This is a genomic window from Pseudomonas sp. Kh14 (assembly GCF_900291005.1).
Classification (GTDB): domain Bacteria; phylum Pseudomonadota; class Gammaproteobacteria; order Pseudomonadales; family Pseudomonadaceae; genus Aquipseudomonas; species Aquipseudomonas alloputida.
The window spans coordinates 91,930-105,694 of sequence record NZ_OLKJ01000034.1; the positions used below are offsets into that span (position 1 = coordinate 91,930).

Here is a 13,765-nt window from a genome sequence, read left to right on the forward strand (position 1 = left end):
CGGCAGCCCACACAACAAGCCTGCGCGTTCAGGCAATACACAAATGGGGCCTCATCATACATGGCAAAGGAACACATCCCCGAAACACTCGATCTTGGCGTCACAGACCCCTCGAAAACCGCAGAAGCCCGCCAGGATCGGCATTTCGAGGGCAAGCTTGACTGGATCGTCTTTGGTTTCACCAGCCTCCTGACCATCGCCTTCGTGCTCTGGGGCTTCCTCAACCAGGCCAGCCTGGCCAGCAGCGCCTCCAGCGCGCAATCCTGGGTCATTCTCAATTTCGGCTGGTTCTTCGTGCTCACCTCCTCCCTCTTCGTGGTGTTCGTGCTGTGGCTGGCCGCCAGCCGTTACGGGCGGGTGCCGCTGGGCCGCGATGGCGAACAGCCAGAGTTCCGCACGGTGTCCTGGGTAGCGATGATGTTCAGCGCCGGCATGGGCATCGGCCTGATGTTCTTCGGCGTGGCCGAGCCGCTGTCGCACTACATATCGCCGCCGCCCGGCTCGGCCAGCGGGCAGACCAGCGAAGCGATGCAGGTGGCGATGGCCACCACCTTGTTCCACTGGACCCTGCACCCTTGGGCCATGTACGCCATCGTCGGCCTGGTAATTGCCTACGGCACCTTCCGCCGTGGCCGCTCGCAGCTGATTTCCGCCGCCTTCCGGCCGTTGATCGGCAAGCACGCAAACGGCCCCCTCGGCCGCCTTATCGACATGATGGCGATCTTCGCCACGCTGTTCGGCTCGGCCGCCTCGCTGGGCCTTGGGGCGCTGCAGATTGCCGGCGGCCTGGAATACAACGGCTGGATCGAAAGCCCCGGTAAACTGTTCTACATCTCGATCATCACCCTGCTGACCATTGCCTTCGTGACCTCGGCGGTGTCAGGCATCGGCAAGGGTATCCAGTGGCTGTCCAACACCAACATGGTGCTGGCACTGGTGCTGGCGGTGTTCGTGTTCATGGTCGGGCCGACGCTGCTGATGCTCAATCTGTTGCCGACCTCGCTCGGCATCTACATCAAGATGCTGCCGGAAATGATGGCCCGCACCAACGCCAGCGGCGGCGAGCAGATGAACAGCTGGCTGGCCGGCTGGACCGTGTTCTACTGGGCCTGGTGGATCTCCTGGACGCCTTTCGTGGGCATGTTCATCGCCCGCATCAGCCGCGGTCGCACCATTCGCCAGTTCGTTACCGGGGTGCTGTTGGTGCCAAGCCTGGTCAGCCTGGTGTGGTTCACCATCTTCGGTGGCGCCGCCATCGAGGCCGTGCGCGAGGGCGCCTTCCAGCTGGCCAACGGTGCGGTCAACAGCAACCACGCACTGTACCAGTTGCTGGACAGCTACCCGCTGGCCTCGGCAACCTCGGTGCTGGTGATGATCCTGGTGGGCATCTTTTTTGTTTCGGGTGCCGACGCCGCCTCGCTGGTGATGGGCACGCTGTCGGAACACGGCACCACCGCTCCATCGCGACGCACAGTGATTTTCTGGGGGACGCTGACCGGTACGGTGGCGGCCATCATGCTGGCGATCGGCGACCCAGGTAACCCTGGCGAAGCGCTGACCGGGTTGCAGAACCTGACCATCGTCGTGGCCTTGCCATTCGTGGTGGTGATGGTGCTGCTATGCCTGGCGCTGTACCGCGACCTGCGCAAGGACCCGATGATGCTGCGCCACCTGCGCGGCAACGAGCTGATCGAGAAGGCCGTACTGTATGGCGCGGTGAAGCATGGGGAGGAGTTCTACATTGTGGTGCAGGAGAAGAAGGCGTCGGCCAAGACAGCGGCAGAGGCCGAAGTAACCAGCAACTGACGGCGACAACCCGAAAACCACGGGCTGCCACGCAGCCCGTTCGCGATGCGAGACCGCGCCTGCTGAAACACAGACCCGCTTCAACCTTTCAACGCCGCCGCTATCTTGGCCACATCAATCTTGCCCATCTGCATCATGGCCTCGAACGCACGCTTGGCCGCCGCACGGTCGGGGTGGCCGATGGCTTCGATGAGGATGCGTGGAGTGATCTGCCACGAAATCCCCCATTTGTCCTTGCACCAGCCGCAAACGCTGGCCTCGCCGTCGTTGCCGACAATGGCATCCCACAAGCGGTCGGTCTCTGCCTGGTCCGCGGTACTGACCTGGAACGAAAATGCCTCACAGTGCTTGAAGGCCGAGCCACCATTGAGCCCCACGCAAGGGATACCTATTACCGTGAATTCCACGGTGATCACATCGCCCTGCTTGCCTGAAGGGTAATCGGCGGGTGCCTGGTGCACAGCGACCACCCGGCTATCGGGGAAAGTTCGGGCATAGAAGTTCGCCGCCTCTTCGGCATCGTGGTCGTACCACAGGCAGATGGTATTCTTGGCAGTCATGGTCTTGCTCCAAGATCGAAGGTGAGCCTTGAGTCTAGCCCCATAGCCCCGGCGTACCGGTTCTGCAGACATTTCCGACATCAGGTAGTGAACCTGCCGACAAAAAAACGGTCTTTCGCTGACGGTCAACTCACCGACCGGTTCATCGGCCCAGTCACCGGGCCTACTTTTTGTCCTGTTTCAGTGAAGACCCAACATGCCCGATTCCCGCCCCAATCCTTCCGCCCTCCCTGCCCTGCGCATCGGCCTGATTGCCGCCTTGGTGAGTCTTGTCGCACCCGTGCACGCCGAAGAGCCTGCCAGCGATGCACGCTGGGTCAGTGACAGCCTGAGCACCTACGTGCGCAGCGGCCCGACCGACGGGCACCGCATTGTCGGCACGCTCAAGTCCGGGCAGAAGCTGACCCTGCTCGGCAGCCAAGGCAACTACAGCCAGGTGCGCGGGCAGAACGGCGATGTGGTGTGGATCCTCAGCAACGACCTGCAGACAGTACCCGGGCAGAACGAGCGCCTGCCATTGCTCGATGCCCAGGTCGCCGAACTGACCGGGCAGTTGAAGACCATCGACGACAGCTGGAAGAACCGCGTACAGGGCATGCAGGAAACGCTTGATTCGCGCAAGCAGCTGATTGACGAGCTGGAGGCGCGCAACAAGGCACTGAACGAGCAGCTCGATCAGAGCCAGTCGGACCTGCGCGATACCCAGGCCCGCCTGGGGGATGAGAACAAGCAGGTGATGATGCGCTACATGGTGTATGGCGGCAGCATTGCCGGTGCAGGCTTGCTGGCGGGGCTGATCCTGCCGGCACTGACCCGTGGGCGCAAGAAGAACGATCGCTGGTTCTGAGTTCGGCAAGGCGTCGGGGCTGGAACGTGTAGGCCTGCCACAGGTCTTGCCGCAGCGGAACCGCCCCTACCGCAACCGTTCCAGCGCCTCCAGCACATACCCCGTGGCCCGCTCCACCTGCCCTTCCCGACACGCAATACCCAACTGCCGCCACAACCCCGGCCGCAGCGGTCGGCGGGCAATGCGCCGGTCCAGTTCGGTCGCCTCCCCCTCCTGCGGCAACAATGTCGCCCCGTACCCGGCGCCGACCAGGCTCTTGATCGCATCGTTGTAGTTCAGCTCGATCCGCGGTTCGGGGTACAACCCCGCCGCTGCAAACCACTCGCCGGTAACCCGCGACAGCTGGGTGGTGCTGTCGTTCAGGATCAACGCCCGTTGCGCCAGCCACGCCGGGGTGATCCTGGCCGGTGGCTGCCAGTCGGCCGGCACATACGCCAGGATCGGGTCGCGCCGCCAGGGGGTGACCGTCAGCCCTTTGCCGGCCACCTGCGGCAAGGCCACAAGGCCGATATCCAGTGTGCCCTCACGCAAGCGCGCGAGCGACGCCTGGGAGGTCAGCACCTGGACCTGCACATCGATCCCCGGGTGCTCCACACGCAGGCGTGCCAGCGCCTGTGGCAGCAAATGGGCGATGGCACCGGTGGAGGCGCCCAGGCGCACACGCCCGGTCAACCCTGCGACCTGCCGGCGTACTTCGTCCAGCGCCAGGTCAGCGTCCGCCAGCAGGCGCCGGGCACGTCCCAGCAGTGTTTCACCGATGACGGTAGGCCGCACCTGGCCGCGGGTGCGGGTGAGCAACGGGGCGCCGATACGCGCCTCCAACTCGGCCACGTGCAAGCTGATGGTGGGCGGCGCCAGGTTAAGCTGGCGGGCGGCCTCGGCAAAGGAGCCCAGGTCGGTGATGACCACCAATGTGCGGAGGCGGTCGAGGCTGATTTCGCGCATTGTTCAGAGCCGGCCCTTTTGCGAGTAAACCCACAGGTTCACCACGCGTTTCAAAACTCATTCAGAAAACCTGAATGTATCGATCATCATATTCAAATTTTCATTACCAACGCTACGGGCGAGCATAGGCTATCTTTCCCCAACCGGACCCCGAGCATGCACACCCCTGTTGTTTTCATCGACGGCGACCAAGGCACCACAGGCCTGCAGATCCATGCCCGCCTGCAGGGCCGTAGCGATCTTCGCCTGCTGACCCTCCCCGAGGCCGAGCGCAAGGACCCGCAACGCCGCTGCGAAGCGATCAACAGCGCCGACATCGCCCTGCTGTGCCTGCCCGACGACGCCGCCCGCGAGGCCGTGGCCGCAATCCACAACCCACGGGTGCGGGTGATCGACGCCAGCTCGGCGCACCGCACCACACCAGGCTGGGTGTATGGCCTGCCGGAGCTTGACGAACAGCAAGCCGAGCGCATCGCGCAAAGCAAGCGTGTCAGCAATCCCGGCTGCTATCCCACCGGCGCCATCGCGCTGCTGCACCCACTGGTCAAGGCTGGCTTGCTGCCTGCAGACTACCCCCTGAACATTTACGCCGTGTCTGGCTACTCCGGCGGTGGTCGCGCGGCGGTCGAGCGGCACGAACAGCCCGGCGCCGCCAAAGCGCCTGCGCTACAGCTGTATGGCCTGGAGCTGGCGCACAAGCACGTACCGGAGATCCAGCAGCACGCGGGGTTGTCGGCGCGGCCGATGTTCATGCCCGGCTATGGCGCCTACCGCCAAGGCATCGTGCTGAGCATTCCGCTGCAGCTTCGCCTGCTGCCTGGACAGGTCAGCGCCGAGCAGCTGCAAGGCTGCCTGGAACAGCATTACCAGGGTGCCCGCCATGTTCAGGTGATGCCTCTGCATCAGGGCCGCGCTGCGGCAAACCTCGACCCCGAGGCATTGAACGGCAGCAATGACCTGCGCCTGGCGCTGTACGCCAACCCCGAGCATGGCCAGGTACTGCTCACCGCAGTGTTCGACAACCTGGGCAAAGGTGCCTCTGGTGCTGCCGTGCAAAACCTCGACCTGATGCTCGGTGCCTTACAGGCACACGGCTGATACGGCAAAACCGGTTAGACTGTACAACCTGCGCCAACACGGCGCAGGTTGTATTCTCATTCGCCGGAGCCCGCCCCCAGATGTTCATCCTGAGCCGCCTCGACAGCGTGCCGCCCGAATCTTTCCAGAACCAGATCCGCGAGCTGGTCATTCACAATGTCGGCGAATTGAGCAGTGTCGCCATCGCCGTCGACAACCCGCTGTACCCGCTGTACCAGTACGGCGTTGGCATGGAAGTCCACCAGTACCTGCAAGCGCTGGACGGCACCCGCGGTCTGGCCGTGGCGCTTACCCTGGCGCTGGATGCCGAAGCACCGGACCAGTTGCTGGGCTTTGCGCTGTCGCTGCCAGCCCAGGACGATGGGCAGGCCTGTGCATTGGCCTTTCTGGCCGTGTGCGCCAGCCATCGCCGCCAGGGCATCGCCCGTGCTCTGCTGGGCGACCTGCGCTCACGCCATGCCTGCGTAGAGCTGAACGCCTTTGCCAACCAGGTGCCGTGGTTCGAGGCGATGGGCATGCAAGTGGTGGCCGCCAACGGCCCGCAGGTGCTGATGAGCAGTACCGGCCACCCCAGTGATGCGCTGATCGGGCGTCTGGACATTGCGCCGATTTATCAGACGGCTGAAGTGCTGCAGATTCACACCTATCTCCTTAACCAGCAGGGTGAGGATGCAATGATCGAAGCGGAGCAGATGCGCGATGAGCGGCTGGATGAGCTGACCGCTCAGGCCCAGGAATGTGTGCGCCAGCGCAAGACCGTGCATTGATCCGATGGCCTGTTCGCGGGCTTGCCCGCTCCCACAGGAATACCGTAAGGCCCAAGGCCGGTGATGCACCTGTGGGAGCGGGCGAGCCCGCGAAGAAGCCCCATTGGCCTTTCAGCCATGCACCCAGCGCCGATGCAGCCCACGCGCCAGGGCATCCAGCACAAACCCCAGCACGCCAATCAGCAGCACCATGGCCATCAGTTCGGAATACGCCAGCCGGTCGCGGGTATCAAGAATGAAATACCCAAGCCCCGCACTCACCCCAAGCATTTCGCACGGCACCAGCACAATCCACAGAATACCGATGGCCAGGCGCACCCCCGTCAGCACGTGACCGATCACCCCCGGCACAATCACCTTGCACAAGGTTTCCCAGCGCGTTGCACTCAAGCTGCGGCTAAGTTGCAGCCAGCGCGGGTCCAGTTGACGCACCCCTGCCGCCGTATTCAGCAAGATCGGCCACAACGCGGCAAACGCCAGCAGGAAGTAGATTGGCTGGTCACCCACGCCCATCAGCATCACCACCACAGGCATCCACGACAATGGCGATATCATGCGCAGAAACTGGAATGCTGGCGTGGTCGCCGCCTCCAGGTGCCGGTAGCTGCCTACCAGCAAGCCCAGCGGCACACCCATCAGCAGCGCCAGCAGCAGCCCGACCAGGATGCGCTTGAGGCTGACCCAGATATGCCCATAGACCTCGCCCTGCCCCAGCAGCTCGACCAGGCTGGCCAGGGTTGCCGCCGGCGAAAAGCGCGCCGACAGGCCGTCGGCCTGGCCGAACATTGCCACACCGGCCCACCATAACAGCAACAAGGCCAGCAACCCGACCAGCCCAAGGCCGGCATGTACGACATGGGTGCGCATCAGACCGCAAACTCCTCACTACGCTCGAAGTTGTCGGCAATGCCGAACACCGACGGGCCACCCACTGTCGCGATGGCGCTACGCACGAAGCGATCGTCGACCAGGTCGCGGGCGGCATACGCCGGATCCAGCCCGGCAAGGAACGCATTGTCGCCTTCGATCAGGGTGGTTTTCAGGCGCTTGACCAGCTCTTCGGTGTAACTCGGGAACGGGTATGGCTGGAAGTCGATGCGCTTTTCGTCCCACTGCTGATGGCGAATGGCGCCACTGGCAATGTAGCCAGCACGGTCTTCGGCGGCGGGCGCCAGGACCTTGGTCAGCACCGCAGGCTCGTGCGGGGTGTACTTGTTGGGGCCCGCCCTGGACAGCAGTGCGGCGGCTTCGGTGCGATGGTCACGGGTCCATTGCTGGGCCTTGACGATGGCGTTGACCACTTTCTGCGACCACACCGGGCGGTTGTTCAGGTCATGCTCGTGCATGAACACCACGCAGCACGCATGGTTGCGCCATACATCGCCGGTAAAGCGCTGCACGCGGCCGACCTTGAGGTTCTCGGCCAGTGCGTTGAACGGCTCGGCCACGATGTAGCCGGCAATACGCTTGCTGGCCAGAGCGGGTGGCATGTCGGACGGTGGCAGCACCAGCAGGTTGACTTCGTTGGCGGCCAGTTGCGCATTGGCCGGCTTCGACACGGGCGTCAGGCCGTTGTCGTTGAGCAACTGTTGCAGTACCACATTGTGGATCGAGTACCAGAACGGAATGGCCACTGTCTTGCCACCAAGCTGTTTCACGTCGGATATATCCGGCGCAACAGTCAGGCCCGAACCGCCCACGTGGTTCCAGGCCACCACCTTGGCTGGCACCTTGCTGCCATAGCGCGCCCATACCGTCATCGGCGAAAGCAGGTGGATGACATTGACCTGGCCGGAAATGAATGCCTCGATCACCTGCGCCCAGCTGCGCAGCAGCACCGGGCGCTCGGCCTTGATGCCTTCGGCCTCGAACAGGCCGTTGTTATGTGCCACCAGCAGCGGCGTGGCATCGGTGATCGGCAGGTAGCCGATGCGCACCGGCGCGTCCGGCTCGGCAGCGGCACGCGCCTGCAAGCTCGACAGCAACGGCAATGCACCGGCAGCAGTGAGCATGGCGCCGAGCTTGAGGAAGTCACGACGCGAAGAAGAAGAACAGCAGTCATCCATGCACATGGACAGCCTCCGAGGGCAACGAGGTTGGGGTAGGTTCGACTGTGCGGCTTGCCCGCCGAAGGGTTTTGAGGATTTCGATACGCAAGGCACCCAGTTCTTCGACCCGCTGCGTCCGTGGTTGCGGCAGGTCGATGTGCCACTGGCCGAGGATGTGCGCTGGGTGGTTGCCCAGTAGCAGAACCCGGTCTGACAGCAGCAGGGCTTCGTCGATATCGTGAGTGATCAGCACGGCCGCGGTCTTGTGCGTGGCGATCAGTTGCAGCAGCAGTTGCTGCATGTCGGCGCGGGTCACCTCATCCAACGCACCGAAGGGTTCATCCAGCAGCAAGACTTCGGGCTGGCGTGCCAGGCAGCGGGCCAGCGCGGTGCGCTGGGCCATGCCGCCAGACAACTGCGCCGGGTACTGGCCACGCGCGTGGGCCAGGCCCACAGCCGCAATCGCATGGTCGATGCGTGCACGGCGTTCGGCATCCGCCAGCTTGGGCTGACGGGCGAAGTCCAGGCCGAAGGCGACGTTTTTCTCCAGGCTCAGCCATGGCAGCAGGCTTGGGTCCTGAAAGGCCACCGCCAGACGCGGGTGCGGCCCCTGCAGCGGCTGGCCGTGCAAGCTCACGCTACCACCGCCAGGCTGCTGCAGGCCTGCCAGCACCCGCAGCAGGCTGGACTTGCCCACACCACTGGGGCCAAGGATGCTCACGACTTCACCTGGCGCCAGCTGCAGGTCGAACTGCGCCAGCACCTGCTGCCAACCACCCTCACGCGGGTAGCCCAAGCGAATGTCACGGGCCTCCAGCAACACCGCGCTCATGCAACGCCCGCCTGGCGTTGCAGTTCGGCGCGCAATTGCACCAGGCTGGGCGTGACGATCGGCACGAAGGCCGACTCCCGCCAGCGGCGGGCAAACCCTTCGCCGTATTCGCTGAGGTAAGCCTTGCCGCCACTGGCCTGCAATTCCAGTTGTACCGCGTCGGCAGCACTTTCAGCCAGGATGATGCGCAGCTTGAACAAGGCCGCCGGCTGCTGCTGGAAGCGACCTTCGAGCAAGCCCTGCTTGAGTTCGCTGACGGTGTTTTCCAGGCGTTCGCTAAGCACCTGACGGGCTTCGTCGAGGAACGAGGCTCGGCCATGCAGGTGCGCCTGAACCTCTTCAAGCGCTCGTCGCGCCAGGCCAATGGCCATGCCACATTGCAGCGCCAGGAATGCCGGGCGTACCCGTGGCAGGAATTCGCGTGCATTTTCATGCAGCAGCCAGTCGCGCGCCAGCGGCACCTGGTGAAAAGCCAGTGCTGCCGTGTTGCTCGACTGCAGGCCCATCAGTTGTAGATCATCAGAACGCTCAAGGCCTTGAGCGTTGGAAGGAATGGCCAGCACAAACGGCGCGCCGCCGGCTTCATCCTCGATGGCCGCCGCCACCACGAAGCCGCTTTTACGCAAGTTGGTCACCCAGTGCAGTCGCCCTTCCAGGTGCCAGCCATCGGCTGTCGGGCGGCCACGCACCTGCAGCGCTTCGATACCGGACAGGAACTTCATGGCGTTGGACAGCCCGGTGGCACCGGCCAATTCACCGGTCAACAGGCGCGGCAGCAGGCGCTCACGCAGGGGCTGGTTGGGGCTGTGCAGCAGGTATTCGATGAAAGCACGCTGGCCCCAGCAGACGAAAGCCGCAGCCAATGAGCGGCTGGCAATGGCGGCGATGGCCTCGACCGCGTCGGTCACCTGCCCGCCCGTACCGCCCAGCGCTGGGTCGACCCCCGTGCGCAGCAGCTGCGATTCTGCGATCTGGACCAGCACCTGCTGCGGTTCGCACAGGCCCCGATCAATGGCCTCGGCATTGGCATCCAGCCAGTGTCGAAATGCACACTCTTGCATGGTCTTGCTCCTTTGATAACGCCGGGGCCGCTCTGCGGCCCGTTCGCGGCACAAGGCCGCTCCTACAACGGCCAGGTAATGGCCATTATCACAGGTGGACTACGCAGAAGGCTGCCAGCGGTATTTGCCAAGCTCTTCGTTGAGTGGCGTCTGGGCGAAAACATTAGCAAAGTTGCACAGGGTTGCGAGGCTTACACCCAGAATCACCTCCAAGGCGTTGCCTTCACTGAAGCCGGCTTCACGGAAGGCCTGGTAGGTGGCTTCGCTGACATTGCCACGGGTGGCGATCACTTCGCGGGCAAAGGCGGCCAGGGTTTCGTAGCGAGCGTTCGGGAGTTCACCACGGGCACGCAGAGCATCGACCACATCCTGCGGCAGCTTGGCCTTGTTCAGCGCGACGGCCGTATGGCCGGCCACGCAAAAGTCGCAGCCATGCTGGGTGGCTGCGATCAGTTGCACCACTTCACGCTCGGCCAGGCCAAGCTCGGACTTGCCATTGAGTGCCGAAACGGTCACGTAGGTTTCCAGGGCCGCCGGCGCGTTGGCCAGCACGCCGAGCAGGTTGGGGATGAAGCCGGAATTCTTCTGGGCATTATCAAGAAACGGCCGTGCCGCTTCCGGGGCGCTCTGCAGCGTGTGTAAAGTAATGCGCGCGGACATGCAGTGATCTCCTTTGATGAGTGTCACTACAGTCTGTTGGTTATAAGAACTACCCTCCATATTCGTCAGTCGCCTTTCCTTGTTCCTGAGTCTTTGTATTAGATGATTTCGTCCAGCCACCTTGTCGATTGGTTATTAGAGGGCCTGGAGCTCGATGCCAGCCTGTTTCATGTCGGGCGCTATTGCGGTGGCTGGCATGCCAGCACCCAGGGCATGGGCCGCGCCAGCTTCCACCTGTTGGTGCAAGGGCATTGCTGGCTGCACATTGACGGCCAGCCGCAACCGGTGCGCCTGGAGAAGGGAGATGCCGTATTCCTGTTGCACGACCTTGCCTATCGCTTGTCCAGCGATCAGGACCCGGTCGACGCCTGTGCCCAACCGCGCCAGGCCATGCAGGCGCTGGATAGCGAAGCCAGCGACGGCGTCGGACTGGTTTGCGGCTTCTTCCATTTCCAGTCCGGCCTGTCTTCACTGATTGTCGAAGGCCTGGCCGACTGGATCCTGCTGCGCGCCGAAGACCCCGCCGGCAGTGCGGCACGGGCGCTGTTCGAGCTCATTCTGGAAGAATGCCGGCGGGCCGCCGGCCCGTCGCAGGCGTTGCTGGAGCGCCTGACGCACCTGTTGTTCCTGTACGTGCTGCGCCAGCAGGTCATTGCCGGGCAGTCACTGGGCGGGCTTGTCGCCCTCGCTCGCCAGCCAGCGTTTACCGGGCTGCTGGAGCAGTTGATCGAACAACCGGGGCAAGCCTGGACGCTGGAGAGCATGGCCGCCTGCACCGGCTTATCGCGGTCTGCGTTTTTCAAGCGCTTCAACGAACTGGCGGGGCAATCGCCAGGGCAGGTGCTGCTGGCACTGCGCATGCGCCATGCCAGCCAGTTGCTGCGGGCGGGTAATACCGTGGAGCAAGTGGGTGCGCAGGTGGGGTATCAGTCGGTGGCGGCGTTTACCCGGGCGTTTGCCAAGGCCGTGGGGGTGCAGCCTGGGGCCTATCGGCGCCAGCACGAAGGGCGCTGATCGGCGTCCTTCCCTACTCGCGCAAAGGCCGGTTCGGGCAACCCCTTCACACCTGGTCTACCGGAATATCCCCAGCCCCCTTGGCCTCCCGCCGCTCACCCATCCAGGCATCGACCTGCTGGCCAAATTCAGCCGGGGCCTTGCGCCCGAAGCGCATGGCCAGGTCCAGCACAGTCTGCTGTGCCAATGACTCTTCCATGCGCTTCTGCGCCCCCAGCATCACTGCGTGGATCGCACAGGTACCCTCGGTCGCCCAACGCGGCGGCGAGCCGTCGAACAAGGTGCAACGCTCGCGCACCTCGCGGCAATCGAAGATCTTCTTTGGTCCATCAATGGCATTGACGATATCCAGCACGCTGATCTGCGCCGCCGGCCGCGCCAGGCGGAAGCCGCCGCGCACGCCTTCGGTGGCCGCCACCAGCCCGGCACGGGCCAGCTTGGTAAAGACCTTGGCCAGGTATTCCTGCGGCACACCTTGCAACTCGGCCAGGTCGCGCACGCTGGAATCACGAGTTTCACCGCGCTCGTCGACTAAAAACAACAGGCAATGGATACCGTATTCCACGCCAGCACTGTAAAGCGACATTCAAATCTCCGACCGATTTTGTCGTACATGTTACGCCGATGCCCCGACACTGACAAAGCAAGGCGTCAAAAGGTAGCTCCACCGCAAAGGGAAAAACCCTTGCCGAAGATAACTACGACCGATATAGTCGTAGTTACTCGAAGGCCATACAGCTGGCCCTCGATGCCCTCTTCGAACCTTGCGGAGCACCTTCATGAAATCCAACATCCTGATCATCGGTGCCGGCTTTGCCGGTGTCTGGAGCGCCCTGAGCGCTGCCCGCCTACTCGACCAGGCGCAACGTGCCGACCTCAGCATCAGCGTGCTGGCGCCACAGCCGGAACTGCGCATTCGTCCGCGCTTTTACGAGGCCGACGTGCATGGCATGAAGGCGCCTCTGGGTGATCTGTTCGAGGCTGTGGGCATTCACTTCTTCCCGGGCAACGCCGACAGCATCGACACCGAAGGTCGCAGCGTCAGCTATACCGATACCCACGGCCAGCCACAGCGCATCGCCTACGACCGCCTGATCCTGGCCGCAGGCAGCCAGGTTGCCCGCCCGGCAGTACCAGGCCTGGCGGAACATGCGTTCGATGTCGACCAGATGGAATCGGCCATGCGCCTGGAGCAGCATCTGGTCGATCTGGCCGCCCTGCCCGCTTCGCCAACTCGCAATACCGTAGTGGTGTGCGGCGGCGGCTTCACCGGCATCGAGACCGCAACCGAAATGCCTACTCGCCTGCGCTCGATCCTCGGGGCCGACGCGGCATTGCGGGTAGTGGTGGTCGACCGTGGTGCGCAAGTGGGGGCGGCATTGGGTGAAGGGATCACACCGTCGATTGTTGCCGCGTGTGAACAGGCCGGGGTCGAATGGCTGGCCGGCGCTTCGGTGGTGGCTGTCGATGCTGCGGGAGTCACCCTGGACAACGGCGAGCATATCGCCAGCAACACGGTAATCTGGACCGTTGGCGTCAAGGCCAGCCCGTTGACGGCGCACGTTGCCGGCGAGCGCGATACCTTCGGCCGGCTGAAAGTGGATGGCCATTTGAAAGTGCTGGGCCAGGAGCACGTTTATGCCACCGGCGACACCGCCTGGGCTGCGGTGGATGACCTGGGCAACCATGCCCTGATGACGTGCCAGCACGCCATCCCCATGGGCCGCCACGCCGGCAACAACGCCGCCGCCGACCTGCTCGGCCTGCAGCCGGTGCTGTATCGCCAGCCCAAATACGTCACCTGCCTGGACCTGGGCGACTGGGGCGCCGCCTTCAGCGAAGGCTGGGAGCGCGAACTGAAGCTGCACGGCCAGGAAGGCAAGGCCCTCAAGCGCCAAATCAACTCGGAATGGATTTATCCGCCAGCGGCTGACCGCGCCTTGGCGCTGGCCGCGGCGGACCCAATGATCGCTATCGTTTAACGGCATTTTTCCTGACAAAACCGTCAACAATTGGCGGTTTTGTCAGTCTTGGCCGTTACATTGAATGGCTGTTCAATAATGATGGCCATATGGCATCATTGAAATCAAAAAAGTCACGAGGGTGAGACACACAAACAACTCCGCA

General features: G+C 63.5%; 14 protein-coding genes. 6 read left to right on the forward strand and 8 right to left on the reverse strand.

Features of this window, described 5'->3' with window-relative positions; genetic code table 11:
• Positions 1-60: 60 nt before the first annotated feature.
• Positions 61-1,806: a BCCT family transporter gene (locus FQ668_RS17485; RefSeq protein ID WP_014590659.1), complete on the forward strand. Its 1,746-nt coding sequence runs from the start codon at positions 61-63 to the stop codon at positions 1,804-1,806.
• Between the two features lie 80 nt (positions 1,807-1,886).
• Here FQ668_RS17485 and FQ668_RS17490 read toward each other — a convergent pair whose 3' ends face one another.
• Positions 1,887-2,366, reverse strand: a complete 480-nt coding sequence (locus FQ668_RS17490) for a VOC family protein (protein WP_053868211.1) — start codon at positions 2,364-2,366, stop codon at positions 1,887-1,889.
• Between the two features lie 196 nt (positions 2,367-2,562).
• Between FQ668_RS17490 and FQ668_RS17495 the strand changes: the two genes are divergently transcribed.
• Positions 2,563-3,213 carry a TIGR04211 family SH3 domain-containing protein gene (locus FQ668_RS17495; RefSeq protein ID WP_014590657.1) on the forward strand — a complete coding sequence of 217 codons (651 nt, stop codon included), beginning with the start codon at positions 2,563-2,565 and terminating at the stop codon, positions 3,211-3,213.
• Between the two features lie 66 nt (positions 3,214-3,279).
• Here FQ668_RS17495 and FQ668_RS17500 read toward each other — a convergent pair whose 3' ends face one another.
• Positions 3,280-4,158, reverse strand: coding sequence for a LysR family transcriptional regulator (locus FQ668_RS17500; RefSeq protein ID WP_014590656.1), 879 nt, complete (start codon positions 4,156-4,158; stop codon positions 3,280-3,282).
• Positions 4,159-4,314: 156 nt separating this feature from the next.
• On the opposite strand from FQ668_RS17500, the gene argC reads away from it, so the two are divergent.
• The gene (gene argC, locus FQ668_RS17505) at positions 4,315-5,256 is read left to right on the forward strand and encodes an N-acetyl-gamma-glutamyl-phosphate reductase (protein WP_076402924.1); all 942 of its coding nucleotides are present in this window, start codon (positions 4,315-4,317) and stop codon (positions 5,254-5,256) included.
• Positions 5,257-5,336: 80 nt separating this feature from the next.
• A complete protein-coding gene (locus tag FQ668_RS17510; protein ID WP_014590654.1) occupies positions 5,337-6,023 on the forward strand; it encodes a GNAT family N-acetyltransferase in 687 nt (228 codons plus the stop codon).
• A 111-nt stretch (positions 6,024-6,134) separates the two neighbouring features.
• On the opposite strand, the gene FQ668_RS17515 is transcribed toward FQ668_RS17510, so the two are convergent.
• The 5 genes from FQ668_RS17515 to FQ668_RS17535 form a co-directional block, all read right to left on the reverse strand.
• Positions 6,135-6,890: an ABC transporter permease gene (locus FQ668_RS17515; RefSeq protein WP_014590653.1), complete on the reverse strand. Its 756-nt coding sequence runs from the start codon at positions 6,888-6,890 to the stop codon at positions 6,135-6,137.
• Positions 6,890-8,095, reverse strand: coding sequence for an ABC transporter substrate-binding protein (locus FQ668_RS17520; protein WP_041166950.1), 1,206 nt, complete (start codon positions 8,093-8,095; stop codon positions 6,890-6,892). Before FQ668_RS17520 ends, FQ668_RS17515 begins: the two co-directional genes overlap by 1 nt.
• Positions 8,082-8,903: an ABC transporter ATP-binding protein gene (locus FQ668_RS17525; RefSeq protein WP_014590651.1), complete on the reverse strand. Its 822-nt coding sequence runs from the start codon at positions 8,901-8,903 to the stop codon at positions 8,082-8,084. The genes FQ668_RS17520 and FQ668_RS17525 overlap by 14 nt, the downstream gene beginning before the upstream one ends.
• Entirely contained in the window at positions 8,900-9,964 is a 1,065-nt protein-coding gene (locus FQ668_RS17530) for an acyl-CoA dehydrogenase family protein (protein WP_053867897.1), read from the reverse strand. The genes FQ668_RS17525 and FQ668_RS17530 overlap by 4 nt, the downstream gene beginning before the upstream one ends.
• 99 nt (positions 9,965-10,063) lie before the next feature.
• Positions 10,064-10,624 carry a carboxymuconolactone decarboxylase family protein gene (locus tag FQ668_RS17535; RefSeq protein WP_014590649.1) on the reverse strand — a complete coding sequence of 187 codons (561 nt, stop codon included), beginning with the start codon at positions 10,622-10,624 and terminating at the stop codon, positions 10,064-10,066.
• Positions 10,625-10,726: 102 nt separating this feature from the next.
• Here FQ668_RS17535 and FQ668_RS17540 point away from each other — a divergent pair, with 102 nt between their 5' ends.
• Positions 10,727-11,638: an AraC family transcriptional regulator gene (locus FQ668_RS17540; RefSeq protein ID WP_014590648.1), complete on the forward strand. Its 912-nt coding sequence runs from the start codon at positions 10,727-10,729 to the stop codon at positions 11,636-11,638.
• Between the two features lie 46 nt (positions 11,639-11,684).
• Here the strand turns inward: FQ668_RS17540 and FQ668_RS17545 are convergent, their stop codons facing one another.
• Positions 11,685-12,224: an Rrf2 family transcriptional regulator gene (locus tag FQ668_RS17545; protein ID WP_014590647.1), complete on the reverse strand. Its 540-nt coding sequence runs from the start codon at positions 12,222-12,224 to the stop codon at positions 11,685-11,687.
• 193 nt (positions 12,225-12,417) lie between these two features.
• Here FQ668_RS17545 and FQ668_RS17550 point away from each other — a divergent pair, with 193 nt between their 5' ends.
• Entirely contained in the window at positions 12,418-13,620 is a 1,203-nt protein-coding gene (locus FQ668_RS17550; protein WP_053867896.1) for an NAD(P)/FAD-dependent oxidoreductase, read from the forward strand.
• The last annotated feature ends 145 nt before the right edge of the window (positions 13,621-13,765 follow it).

Coding starts and splice junctions, on each gene's coding strand:
- FQ668_RS17485 (WP_014590659.1), top strand. CDS start 61: ATGGCAAAGGAACACATCCCCGAAACACTCGATCTTGGCGTCACAGAC.
- FQ668_RS17490 (WP_053868211.1), bottom strand. CDS start 2,366: ATGACTGCCAAGAATACCATCTGCCTGTGGTACGACCACGATGCCGAA.
- FQ668_RS17495 (WP_014590657.1), top strand. CDS start 2,563: ATGCCCGATTCCCGCCCCAATCCTTCCGCCCTCCCTGCCCTGCGCATC.
- FQ668_RS17500 (WP_014590656.1), bottom strand. CDS start 4,158: ATGCGCGAAATCAGCCTCGACCGCCTCCGCACATTGGTGGTCATCACC.
- argC (WP_076402924.1), top strand. CDS start 4,315: ATGCACACCCCTGTTGTTTTCATCGACGGCGACCAAGGCACCACAGGC.
- FQ668_RS17510 (WP_014590654.1), top strand. CDS start 5,337: ATGTTCATCCTGAGCCGCCTCGACAGCGTGCCGCCCGAATCTTTCCAG.
- FQ668_RS17515 (WP_014590653.1), bottom strand. CDS start 6,890: ATGCGCACCCATGTCGTACATGCCGGCCTTGGGCTGGTCGGGTTGCTG.
- FQ668_RS17520 (WP_041166950.1), bottom strand. CDS start 8,095: ATGTGCATGGATGACTGCTGTTCTTCTTCTTCGCGTCGTGACTTCCTC.
- FQ668_RS17525 (WP_014590651.1), bottom strand. CDS start 8,903: ATGAGCGCGGTGTTGCTGGAGGCCCGTGACATTCGCTTGGGCTACCCG.
- FQ668_RS17530 (WP_053867897.1), bottom strand. CDS start 9,964: ATGCAAGAGTGTGCATTTCGACACTGGCTGGATGCCAATGCCGAGGCC.
- FQ668_RS17535 (WP_014590649.1), bottom strand. CDS start 10,624: ATGTCCGCGCGCATTACTTTACACACGCTGCAGAGCGCCCCGGAAGCG.
- FQ668_RS17540 (WP_014590648.1), top strand. CDS start 10,727: ATGATTTCGTCCAGCCACCTTGTCGATTGGTTATTAGAGGGCCTGGAG.
- FQ668_RS17545 (WP_014590647.1), bottom strand. CDS start 12,224: ATGTCGCTTTACAGTGCTGGCGTGGAATACGGTATCCATTGCCTGTTG.
- FQ668_RS17550 (WP_053867896.1), top strand. CDS start 12,418: ATGAAATCCAACATCCTGATCATCGGTGCCGGCTTTGCCGGTGTCTGG.